Below are 12,747 nucleotides of genomic sequence, written 5' to 3'. Positions count from 1 at the left end.
ATAATGTTGTCTCAATTCTTTATTAAAAGACCAATTTTTGCCGCTGTTCTGTCGCTGCTGTTCTTTATTTCAGGCGCGCTAGCAGTATGGCAATTACCCATTACCGAATACCCTGAAGTGGTGCCGCCAACGGTAGTTGTTACGGCAAACTACCCAGGTGCTAACCCTAAAATCATTGCTGAAACCGTTGCATCACCGCTAGAGCAAGAGATTAACGGCGTAGAAAACATGTTGTACATGTCTTCGCAAGCCACGTCTGATGGGCGCATGACGCTAACCATCACCTTTGCGATTGGTACTGATGTTGATTTAGCTCAAACCCAAGTCCAAAGCCGGGTCGAACGAGCAAAACCTCGTTTACCAGAAGAAGTACAACGCTTAGGCATAGTCACCGAAAAGTCATCACCTAGCTTAACCATGGTGGTTCATTTAACCTCGCCCGACGATCGTTATGACATGTTGTATCTGTCTAACTATGCTGTATTAAAAGTAAAAGATGAATTAGCCCGTATTACCGGTGTGGGTGCTGTACGTGTGTTTGGCGCTGGCGACTACAGCATGCGTGTGTGGCTAGACCCTAACAAAGTAGCGGCAATCGGATTATCACCGAGCAATATTGTTGCCGCTATTCGTGAGCAAAACCAACAAGCCGCAGCCGGCAGTTTAGGCGCGCAGCCTAGCGGCGACAGTGATTTCCAATTACTGATTAACGTTAAAGGCCGTTTATCCAACGTTGAAGAGTTCGAAGACATTATTGTTAAAGTGGGTGATCAAGGTCAGATCACTCGTTTAAAAGATGTTGCCCGGGTTGAATTAGGTGCATCGACTTACGCCCTACGCTCAATGTTAGACAATAAAGACGCGGCTGCATTACCTGTGTTCCAGGCCTCGGGCTCTAACGCGATTCAAATATCTGATGATGTCCGTTCTAAAATGGCTGAGTTGTCTAAGTCATTTCCAGAAGGCTTAACCTACGACATCGTCTACGATCCAACCGTGTTCGTGCGTGGCTCAATTAAAGCTGTGGTACAAACACTGGTTGAAGCATTATTGCTGGTTGTATTAGTGGTAGTGCTGTTTTTACAAACGTGGCGCGCATCCATTATTCCATTAGTGGCGGTTCCAGTATCACTTGTGGGTACATTCGCCTTTATGCACCTAATGGGCTTTTCGCTGAATGCCTTATCACTGTTTGGCTTAGTGCTCGCGATTGGTATCGTGGTCGATGATGCGATTGTTGTGGTTGAAAACGTTGAGCGAAATATCTCAGACGGATTATCGCCCGTTGCTGCCACTCAAAAGGCAATGAAAGAAGTGACCGGTCCGATTATTGCCACCACCTTGGTACTGGCGGCGGTATTTATTCCAACGGCATTTATGTCTGGCTTAACCGGGCAATTTTATAAGCAGTTCGCGCTAACCATTACCATCTCCACTTTTATTTCGGCAATTAACTCGTTAACCCTTAGCCCTGCTTTATCGGCATTATTGCTTAAAGGTCATCACGAGAAAAAAGATATGCTGACCCGTGGTATGGATAAACTGCTCGGAGGCTGGTTATTTAATCCGTTTAACCGCATGTTTGCGCGTATGTCTAACGGTTACGGCTGGTTAGTGAAGAAAATCATTCGTTTTGGTGCTGTCATTGGTATTTTGTATATCGGTTTAGTCGGCCTAACAGGCTTACAGTTTGCCAATACCCCAACAGGTTATGTGCCTGGCCAAGATAAACAATATCTTATTGCCTTTGCCCAACTACCTGATGCTGCATCATTAGATCGCACTGAAGCTATCGTGAAAGAAATGTCACGTATTGCACTTGAGCAACCTGGTGTCGCCCATGCTGTAGCCTTCCCAGGTTTAAGCATTAATGGCTTTACCAATAGTACTAACAGCGCCATTTTGTTTACCCCGCTGGATGACTTTGCCGATCGCAAAGATCCATCATTATCAGCAGGTGCTATTGCTGCCGCGTTAAATCAAAAATTCGCCTCGATTAATGGCGCATTTATTGCGATTTTCCCGCCACCGCCAGTGCAAGGCTTAGGCACCATTGGTGGCTTTAGACTACAAATTCAAGATCGTGCTAACTACGGTTACGAAGAGTTGTATAAAGTGACCATGCAAGTGATGCAAAAAGCATGGGCAACGCCAGAGCTAGCGGGAGTATTCTCGAGTTATCAAGTCAATGTGCCACAACTTGAAGTAAACATCGATCGTACTAAAGCCAAGCAGCAATCGGTGTCGTTAGACGAATTGTTCTCCACCCTGCAGGGTTATATGGGTTCGGTTTACGCCAACGACTTCAACCAGTTTGGCCGAACTTATCAAGTGAACGTACAAGCAGATGAGCAGTTTAGACAAACCCCTGAACAAATCGCCCAACTAAAAGTACGTAACAACCAAGGTGAAATGGTGCCTATTGGTTCATTTATTAATGTCACCAATTCATCTGGTCCAGACCGAGTCATGCATTACAACGGTTTTACCACTGCGGAATTAAATGGTGGTGCTGCACCTGGATTTAGTAGCGGTGAGGCGCAAGCTGCAATTGAAAAGATTTTAGCTGAAACCTTACCTAACGGTATGACCTACGAGTGGACTGAGATCACCTACCAACAAATTTTGGCAGGCAATGCGGGCGCCTATATTTACCCATTAATTATCTTGTTAGTGTTTATGGTATTAGCCGCGCAATATGAAAGTTTAAGCTTACCAATAGCCATTATTCTGATTATCCCAATGACGCTGTTATCGGCATTAACAGGGGTACTAATTTACGGTGGAGATAACAATATCTTTACCCAGATTGGGTTAATTGTACTGGTGGGGCTGGCAACCAAAAATGCCATTCTAATTGTTGAGTTTGCTAAAGAGTTACAAGATGATGGCATGGAACCATTAGAGGCCATACTTGAAGCCGGTCGCTTACGTTTACGGCCTATTTTAATGACCTCGATAGCCTTCATTATGGGTGTGGTACCGATGGTGTTTTCTAGCGGACCTGGTTCAGAAATGCGTCAAGCAATGGGTGTTGCAGTATTCTCAGGCATGATTGGGGTGACTATTTTTGGCCTTATCTTAACGCCACTGTTTTATTATGCCCTAGCAAAACGTGGGAAAAATAAAACCGAGCTCGCCGAATCGGCCATAACGCACGATTAACCACGTTATTGATTCAGTGATAACAAAAAAAGAGGTCACCTAAGGTGACCTCTTTTTTATTGCGAAATAACTCATTTACACAAATTTGATTCACGATTGCACTTGTTCCAAAACGGGCAGCGCAGGAAAAGCGCCTTTTGTCGTACACGTTATCGCACCACACTTAATCGCAAACTCGGCAGCAGTTTGAACGTTCACTCGATTAAGCAATTTTTGTACTAAAGGCCCAGGAGTAAAATATCCTTCATCACGGCCGAGTTCAAATAAGAACCCCGCAACAAAGCTATCTCCGGCGGCAGTAGTATCTATGGCCACAATTTTAGGCACCGGCAACTCAAAGGAAAACTCGGCACTGTGGCATAAAACGGACTCAGCACCATTGGTGACCAAAATTAACCTCACCCCTTGCGCAATACAGAATGCTAAATAATCGTCAAATGATACCCCACGCTCCAGAGCCAAATAGAGTGCTTCTTCTTTACTCATTTTCAACAGGTGTGTGTAACCAAAACATTGCTCCACTCGAGCTGATAGCAGCCGAGTGTCTTGCCATAGTGACAAGCGCAAATTGACATCAAAACTGACTAACGTTTGTTCTTTATGCGCTTTTTTAGCACCATAGAGACTCGCAGTGAAAATGGCCTTTTCAGTAAATGTATTTGAACAAAGATGAAAAATATCAATTTGAGACCAATCGATAGCATCAAAATCAGCTTCACGGTATAGCATGTCGGCAGTGTTTTGCCGATTAAAGCTAAACGACCGTTCCCCTTGAGCATCTAAACTGACTAACACGGTGGCAGTAGCAGCATCTGGCACTACTGTTAAACAACTGACATCCACACCTTGTGCTGCCAAGGCATCTTGCAACATCACGCCATAATGGTCAGCACTAATGCCACCAGCAAAATGGCTCTTACCGCCTAATTTTGCGTACCCCACGGCCACATTGGCTGGCGCGCCGCCAGGGATAGGCTCGTGAACCAAACCAGAATGGCCCACTGGCAGTAAATCAATTAATACTTCACCAAAACTCAATAATGTACTCATATAAAACGTCCAAAAAAAAGCCCATTTGCATGGGCTTGTTAACAGGGATTTCTAAAACTAATGCAACTAATACCATTGCAAATAAGATGACTACAACTAGCTGACTAAAACTAGCTGATTACAACTAAGGCAATGACAATAAACGATTAAAACTCGTACTTAACCGTGGCGCTGGTTGTACGACCGTTAATGGTTCTGGCACGAATAATATTGTTGTCGGGTACCGAACCTTCTTCTGCTTCGGTAATACCAACAGTATCAAACAAGTTATTGACGTTAAGCGCGACCGATAACATATCGGTTAGCTGGTACGACGCAAACGCATTGACTTGAGTGTAACCATCAAAACTTAGGTCATTGTTATCTTGAGCATAAGACTCAGTGGTACCAATCAAATTGACCCCAACAGAGCCTTTATCAAAGTTATAACGGCCCATTAGAGAGTAAATAAAATCTGCTTGGCGACGTGGTGTGTTGCCGATTACGCCTGGGTTAAGGGCATCTTTAACAATTTCAGCATCGGTCCAGGTTACGTTACCGCGGAAGTCGAAATCGCCAACGTAGTAAGCACCTTCTAGCTCAATCCCTTTGGCTTCATATTTACGGTCAAAGAATATTTGGCTCGTGGCTTCAAAGTTTTGCTCTTCGGTTTCAGAGTAAAATGCTGTCGCAAATACCGACATATTATCGTAACGATACTTCACACCCACTTCGTACTGGTCTACTTCATCCACTGAGTCTTCGTCAGAAACTGAACCATCAGGACTCACCTTACCAAATAATAAACGGTCAGCATTAGCGCGGCCACCATGACTGATACGACCAAATGCAGCTAAATCTTCAGACACTTGGTAGTTAGCACCTAATGAGTAAGATAAGTATCCCCAGTCATAATTCACTAACTGTGGGTTAGCATTATCAATTGACGACACACTTAACTCAGGCTGAGAAATCACCCCATCACGGTTCATGTCCACTTGTGATTGCACATTACCCGCATAGTAACCACTGGCATCGCCAGAGTCATAGCGCACGCTACCGTCTAACGATAAATCGCCAAACTTAGATGACGCAGCAATATACGGTGCTTTAATGGTGTAGTCCGAATCGTAATTACGTTGGCAACAATTGCCCCAATAAGGCACGCCATAAGCATATAAACCATTATCAGAGTAAGATGTACCATCTGCGGCAACCACATCTAAAAGTGCGGCATTATCACCTTGCACTTCCATTAAGTAAGAGTTCCACATCCACGTCATATTGATATTTTGAGTGGCAGTATAAAAACCAAAAGTGACGTTAGAATCGTCAAAGGTCTTGGTTAATTTCATGTCATTGACGATAGAGCCAAAGTCATTCATGGTCACATCAAAACTGTGCACCCGCATGGCTAAATCACTGTCAAATGCTTGACCTGCTTTAGCGCCGTTAGCATAAATAAGTGTCGAACCTGCGCCGCCAATACTGCTAGCAATACTTGAGCTGTTGTCCACTTCTGCTGGCATTAACGACATAAAATTACCGCTAACATCAGAGATACGGAAACGGTTTTCTACTAACCAATCGTCACCTAAATCAAATGAGGCTTCTAGTCCCACCGAGTTAACAATCGGATTCATACCATCACGCATATCACCACGGCTAATATTGCCGTTAGCATCCAAGCGTAGGGTTGATAACATGTTAGCTGAATGAACCGTATCAGATTGAGCATCAAATCCAGGTATTGAGCTGCCATCGGAATACATTGGCATCGGCAAATAACCAATGCTTTTATCATTTAAGTGCTTTACATATAAACGCACATAACCAGAATCAAACTCTTTGGTTAAGTTAGCTTTAATTTGGCCACCCTTGTTTGCGGTGTAACCAGGGTCACGCGGACCATCACCGGTGCGCACAAAGCCACCGATGTGAAAACGCATCGAGTCATTAATGCTGGTGCCGTATTCAAAATCAGTACGCAAAGTATCGTAATCTAGACCCACAGTAGATGAAATACTGCCAGCATCACTGGTACCGGTTTTACTGATGACGTTAATAATACCGCCTGGTGCATTACTGGCAGCTGTTGATGCTGAACCGCCACGGATTGATTCAATAGTTTGTGTTGTAGAATCAATACGTAAGAAAATATCCGCATTACCAAATGCAATATCACCAAACTGTAAAATAGGTAAGCCATCTTCTTGAATTTGCAAGAATTTAGCTCCACCAGAGGCAACAGGTAAACCACGTACCGCAATGTTGGCGTTACCTTCACCACCAGTCGATTCAACCTTCATGCCCGGAATAATACGGAACGCTTCGGCTGATGAACGAGGTGAGCTAATCGCTAAATCTTCTGGCGACACACTGCTCACCGACACGCTCGAGTCCATTACACGTGTACCACGGGCTACACCCGTTACCACAATGCGCTCAAGGCCAATGGCGTCTTTCTTGGTTTCCGCAGTATCTGCTTCAGCAGCCCACAAGCTCGAACTGACCATCACCGCTAGCGTACTCAATACAAATTTTTTAGATGTGCTTATTATCATTTTTATGTCCCCACATAGAGTGTATTGATGTTGTCTTATCTCCCCATAACAACATCAGTAATATATTCATCAATCGAACTAAGCCCCCAAACTAGCTCAGTAGCGAGTCAAAAGGTTAAGGTTAAAGTTAAATTCAAGCCCCCTACTTAATCGATTAAGTTACAAGTTAGCAACTAAATGGTAAATTGCAAGTACAATTTATGTTCAATTATCGTTAACAGGATTAAAAAATTGCCTAAGTAGATGTTTATTAGATTAAATATTTATTATCGCAGAGGTTCATTATTTAGCGTCAGCGGTCAACAAATGCCCTGACGGATCACGAAGCAGATTGTAGGCTGCTAATAAGCACAACATAAATGCAAAGCCAGTTGCTAAATAAAACCCGTATTTAACATGACCAAATATGTCGCCTACCACTCCCATCAACAATGGACCTAATGCAGCAGAAAGCGCAGTAAAGAATAAAATAACCCCAGCAACCGAACCGTGCTGGTCAACAGGGAAACAACTGATCCCTTTAGAGTTTAATGTTGGATACATCATTGACATAAACAAGCCTGATAAAGGCAATAAAATAACCGCCGCAGAAATGCCAAACATCATTGCACCTAAATAACATAGGCTAATTGCTAGGCTGAACCAAAACATCACTTGCTGCCAACTATATCGATTGAGGATCCAGCCACCTAAGAAACGTCCCAGTGCCCGTAATGTGAAAAAGATTGTTAATGCATACGTCGCGATTAATGCCAACTCACCTTCATAGTTGAGTAATAGCGTCGGCATCCATACATAAATGGCCACTTCAGTAGCAACATAAAGCCCAATCGCTAAAGAGTAGCCCAATGCATAAGGGTTTCTCATCATGCTAAACGTACTGGCTAGATTAATATCTTGAGTAGATGAGCGCTTAAGTTGCGGGTATTCAGCCTTATAAGCTAACCAACATAATATTAAACAAAACACCCCTGCACCAAAATACAGATACTTCCACGACACCCCTGTTATCAATAAATAGCTGACAATCGCCGGGCCGACCATGGCACCCACACCGAAAAAGCCTTCGACAGTATTCATGGTACTTGAGTGTTGTTTTGAGTTTGTTGAAATATCACCAATTAATCCTAGCGCACCCGTTTTGAACACCCCAATAGCAATACCCACTAACGCTAACAAACACAGAAAATAATAAAATGACTCACCTAATGCGAACATAAAACTGGCTAGCGCAAACAGCAGTAAGCCAATTAAAATTGTTATTTTTCGGCCTAACTTATCCGCCAGAAAACCCAAAAATAGCCCACTTAATGCGATAAATAGCATTGGCATGTAATGAAATGCGCTCGCTTGAGACATCGATAAATCAAATGTGTTAATCAGCTCAGGAATAATCACTCCCACCGCATCAGAAGTCATCGCGAACATAAAAAACATTAAATACGTGAGTATTCTTATCCTAGTATTACCGCTATTCTCATTATCCTTCATATGGTTAACCATACTTCCCACCTTATTGTTATATGTTTTCTTTGTGGTCACACAGTCTATTTATGGCGACACATTCGTCTTCTCCCACAGAAAACGAATTCAATATTTAAACAAAGCCCTTGAATAATGTTTCATATTGGTTAAATATACAACTTAATCGATTAAGTTTTTTTAAATACTTACTTTAAGAGTCACCAACATGAAAAATAATGTTCAGCTGATCACTTACGTAGATCGTATAGCGCACTCAGACTTAAAAGGACTCAAACAGGTTCTCGACACAGAACTGCATGATCTCTTTGGTGGCGTACATCTGTTACCTTTTTATTATCCGATTGACGGCAGCGATGCTGGCTTTGACCCTATAGACCATGCAAAAGTAGATGAACGTCTTGGTGATTGGAATGACGTAAAGCAGATTGGCAAACAATACGACATCATGGCCGACTTAATCGTTAACCACATGTCAGCAGAGTCTACCGAGTTTCAAGACGTGCTTGCCAACGGCAAAAACTCTGTTTATTGGGATTTATTTTTAACCAAAGATAGTGTATTTCCAGACGGTTTAAGCGCAGAAAACCAAGCTAAAATTTATCGCCCACGTCCGGGGAGTTGTTTCACCACCTATAAACTCGCCGACGGTACACAAGCCGAGTTTTGGACGACCTTTACCTCAAATCAAATTGATATTAATGTGCATACCGCTGCAGGTCAGGCACATTTAAACAAGGTGCTAACGCGTTTTCATGAAAGCAAAGTCGATCTTATTCGTCTTGACGCTGCGGGTTATGCCATTAAAAAACCAGGCACTAGCTGTTTTATGATTGAAGAATCATTTGAATTTGTCGATGAGTTAGCCAAAAAAGCCAACAGCCTAGGCATGACCACCCTTGCCGAAATTCACTCGCATTACATGACCCAGCTCGATATCGCTAAGCGCGTAGACATGGTGTACGACTTTGCGCTGCCACCATTGATTCTCCACAGCTTATTTAGCCAAGATGTCAGTGCATTAAGCCATTGGCTATCCATTGCCCCACGCAACTGTGTCACGGTATTAGATACTCATGACGGCATTGGCATTATTGACGCTGGCCCGGTCGGCAATAAAGCAGGTTTATTAACAGCGGCAGAAATTGATAACTTAGTTAACCGCATCCATAGCAATAGCAAAGGTGAAAGCTTACAAGCAACGGGCGCGGCAGCCAGCAATGTCGATCTATATCAAGTTAATTGCACCTACTACGATGCGCTTGGCCAAAATGACATTGATTATTTAATCGCTCGAAGCGTGCAATTTTTTGCTCCAGGTATTCCGCAGGTGTATTACACCGGTTTATTGGCTGTGCCTAATGCCATGGAATTGCTGAATCAAACTCAGGTAGGTCGTGACATTAACCGCCCTTATCTACAGGTAAGCGACATTCAAACCGCCATGCAAAAACCGGTTGTTAAAGCGCTATGTGAGCTGATTACTCTACGTAATAACGTCGATGCCTTTAATGGTGAGTTCACCATGACAAACCAGGCTAATCAGTTAGATCTTTGTTGGGTGCATGGCGACAGTTCAGCCAAGTTAAGCGTTAATTTTGCCAGCAAAGAAGCCCATATCAACATCGTTGAAGCCCTGCAATCGACTCATATGGTACTGACTGATTTACTGGTTAAACACCGCGGATAATCTACGTGTGTTTTAAGCTTAAACGTAAACAAGGCGCCTAATTAGGCGCCTTGTTGGTATCGATCTGATTGTCTCGATCTGATTGTCTCGATCTGATTGTCTCGATATATTTGTATCAAACTGTTTGTATCAAGAATCGTCCGGTCATCAATATTACATCAACAACTGCCACCACGAGAAAGTTCATAACCTAACACTTCAGCATGATGGGCATCAGCAATAAACATTTCTGCGGCTTTACGGCCTTTTTGCTCTGAATGCTGGAACACGGTTGTCAGCGGCGGGATAGCTCGTGAGCCTTCATCAATACCATCAAAACCCACCACACGAATATCTTCAGGGATCCGCAAACCTTGTTGGATTGCCTCGCGCATTAAACTCAAGGCTATTAGGTCACTCATGCACAAAAATACATTCGGACGCGGTACACAATTAAGCGCTTCTTTGGCTGCTATAGCAGCAAAGTCGGCATTACTTTCAGGAATATTCCAAATGCGATCATCACCAAGCTTAACCCCAGTATCACCAATGGCATCCAAATAGCCTTGCAAACGCTGATGTGCTACTGAAGTGTCGATTTCCATAGAATGAATATCATACACGCGGCAGGTTAAGTGAGTGTCGAGCAAGCGTAATCCAAGAATTGCGACCTGATCTTGCTCAGATTGAATTGCCAATTTAGCCACTTCATAGGCACCGGCTTTATTATCGATACTCACCGAAGCACTACGATGAATATTAAAGTCGACCGTCACCACTTTTTTACGGATTTTTTTTAATTGCTCGGCCAATAAACGGTTGCGAGGACGGCCATAACAAATAAAACCATCGACAAAATCATTTACGCCATTCACATTGTCAGAACTGCCAGAAAACAACAGTAAATTAATTTTATGTTGCTCAAAAACTGCCGCAACGCCTTTCATAAACTTACTGGCCACGGGATCAGACACCATGTATTCAATACTGTCCGACAACACTAATGCTACCGTATCAAATTTGCCACGCCTTAAAGATTGCGCTGCTTTATTCGGTCCAAAATATCCGAGCTCGTTACAGGCAGCTAGAATGTCTATTCGACGTTTTTCCGACAACTGATCTGGACGATTAAACGCATTAGATACCGTCGCATTCGACACACCTAATTCTTTGGCAATACTTTTTAAGGTCCAATGCTTGGAGTCTGGCATAGTGGGTCCGTTTATGTCGTGGCGTTAGCCTAAAATAGCTATAAATAACATGAATATACTGACGCTAGGCGGTAGAAAATCAAATCTGCATTTCAGATACAAGCCTAGCGTTTAAGCGAAAAACGGCACCAGCTAGTTAAACTGCTGCCAAATTATAAATCGTCTTGCTGCTGAACATGATCAACAAGACTAGCGATCGACATATTTTGCTCAACAGTTGGGTTTTTTAAGCGTTTTGCAAACCAAAAACGAGGTTTCCAATAGATATTATTCAAACTCGAAATTTTTACCCCTTTTTTAGTCGAGGCATGTAAAAAACGGTCATTGCCCATGTAAATACCGACATGACGAACGGTTCGGGTGGTTTTGAAAAAAACGAGATCGCCAGTTTTTAACTGATTACGCGGTATTTCTTTACCTAAAATACGTTGCGAGTTCACGGTACGAGGTAACTTGTCGCCAACAATATTCAAGTAGGCCAAATACACAAACCCTGAACAATCTACGCCATTTCTACTCAGGCCACCTAAACGATATGGAGTGCCTTTCCATTGATTATGAAAACTCAGTAGGTTTGACTCACTCCACTTAGGTGGTTCTGGCTTAAGCATGGGAGGAACCACCACGGGCTTAGACGCGATAACCACAGCAGGCGAAGACGCACATGCAGATAACAACAGCACTAAACAACTAAACAATAATCTTTTAGCCAATTCAACCCACTCCAAACCCCGAAAAATCATCCGAAATATAAATATTTTTGCCGCAATACACAATAAAAATAACCGCCGCACCGCTTAGCGTTAACGAGTCATCATTTGTATGCAATGCACTAAAGCCCGTTTAGCTGCCATTTTATCGATTTTAATTTGGCAGCGTAGCATAGTTCCTTGCCAATTTGACCAAAAAACACTCGCTAACGTTGATGCCGGTAAGTCCGCACGAATATGCCCTTGTTGCTGCCCTTGTTGAATAAGTGCACTCAATAGGCCGATCCATTGATCATAAAGCTGATTCAAGGTTTGATGCAGTTGCGGCGACTGACTACTGACCTCTACCATCAAGTTACCCATCAAGCAGCCGCGTGGTTCACTGCCACTAAACAGCTCGTCAATGAGTTGATGATATCCATTTAGCACAGTAGATAAATTGGTTTTAAAGTTTACGCTTGAATCGATAGCGATAGGTTGAATACGTTGCTGGAAATAATGTTCGGCCACGGCTGCGGCAAATGCTTCTTTACTGGCAAAGTAATGATAAAAAGAACCTTTAGGAATACCCACTTCGTCGAGAATCAATTTAATCCCCACAGCACTATAACCGTGTAACGCAAAAAGCTTTTCACCTACGACGCATATTGACTGTCTACTCGCTGCACTTTTATTCATTTAGCCTCCCTTTTTAGTGATAGGATAACTAAGAATAGACCAGTCGGCTAACTTTAGTTGCGAACAAACAAAAACATGTGCTTTTACCTATAAATTGTTCTACTAAATTAATTATTTAATGATCAATTTCCGTATCAACCCATCATCTATATACACAACCTAAACATGTTTACGACAAGACTTAAGCTCAGTAAGCGGGCCTTGAAACAAACAATTATCTATTAATACGACTGCGTTAA

Annotated in this window: 8 protein-coding genes; 2 read left to right on the top strand and 6 right to left on the bottom strand. The window is 42.9% G+C overall.

What is annotated here, in order from left to right; all coding sequences use genetic code 11:
• Complete coding sequence (locus AAEY94_RS07550) at window positions 1-3,165, top strand: efflux RND transporter permease subunit (protein ID WP_409085828.1); 3,165 nt, start codon at window positions 1-3, stop codon at window positions 3,163-3,165.
• Between the two features lie 90 nt (window positions 3,166-3,255).
• On the opposite strand, the gene AAEY94_RS07545 is transcribed toward AAEY94_RS07550, so the two are convergent.
• The 3 genes from AAEY94_RS07545 to AAEY94_RS07535 all read right to left on the bottom strand — a co-directional run bounded on the left by AAEY94_RS07545 (window position 3,256) and on the right by AAEY94_RS07535 (window position 8,261).
• Window positions 3,256-4,215 (bottom strand): carbohydrate kinase family protein, encoded by a 960-nt coding sequence (locus AAEY94_RS07545; protein WP_350978219.1) that lies wholly within the window; start codon window positions 4,213-4,215, stop codon window positions 3,256-3,258.
• Window positions 4,216-4,361: 146 nt separating this feature from the next.
• Entirely contained in the window at window positions 4,362-6,758 is a 2,397-nt protein-coding gene (locus AAEY94_RS07540) for a TonB-dependent siderophore receptor (protein ID WP_350978218.1), read from the bottom strand.
• Window positions 6,759-7,040: 282 nt separating this feature from the next.
• The gene (locus AAEY94_RS07535; RefSeq protein WP_350978217.1) at window positions 7,041-8,261 is read right to left on the bottom strand and encodes an MFS transporter; all 1,221 of its coding nucleotides are present in this window, start codon (window positions 8,259-8,261) and stop codon (window positions 7,041-7,043) included.
• A gap of 187 nt (window positions 8,262-8,448) precedes the next feature.
• Between AAEY94_RS07535 and gtfA the strand changes: the two genes are divergently transcribed.
• Entirely contained in the window at window positions 8,449-9,930 is a 1,482-nt protein-coding gene (gtfA, locus tag AAEY94_RS07530) for a sucrose phosphorylase (protein ID WP_350978215.1), read from the top strand.
• 158 nt (window positions 9,931-10,088) lie between these two features.
• Here the strand turns inward: gtfA and AAEY94_RS07525 are convergent, their stop codons facing one another.
• The 3 genes from AAEY94_RS07525 to AAEY94_RS07515 form a co-directional block, all read right to left on the bottom strand.
• Window positions 10,089-11,120 carry a LacI family DNA-binding transcriptional regulator gene (locus tag AAEY94_RS07525; RefSeq protein ID WP_101088655.1) on the bottom strand — a complete coding sequence of 344 codons (1,032 nt, stop codon included), beginning with the start codon at window positions 11,118-11,120 and terminating at the stop codon, window positions 10,089-10,091.
• 152 nt (window positions 11,121-11,272) lie between these two features.
• On the bottom strand, window positions 11,273-11,863 hold the full coding sequence (locus AAEY94_RS07520; protein ID WP_101088656.1) for a C40 family peptidase: 591 nt from the start codon (window positions 11,861-11,863) through the stop codon (window positions 11,273-11,275).
• 60 nt (window positions 11,864-11,923) lie between these two features.
• Window positions 11,924-12,508, bottom strand: a complete 585-nt coding sequence (locus AAEY94_RS07515; RefSeq protein WP_350978213.1) for a TetR/AcrR family transcriptional regulator — start codon at window positions 12,506-12,508, stop codon at window positions 11,924-11,926.
• Window positions 12,509-12,747: the final 239 nt, after the last annotated feature.

Source organism: Shewanella sp. AC34-MNA-CIBAN-0136 (assembly GCF_040309945.1).
In the GTDB taxonomy this organism is placed as follows: Bacteria; Pseudomonadota; Gammaproteobacteria; order Enterobacterales; family Shewanellaceae; genus Shewanella.
Note: the sequence above shows the minus strand (reverse complement) of the source record. Positions and strands in the feature narration are given on the sequence as shown.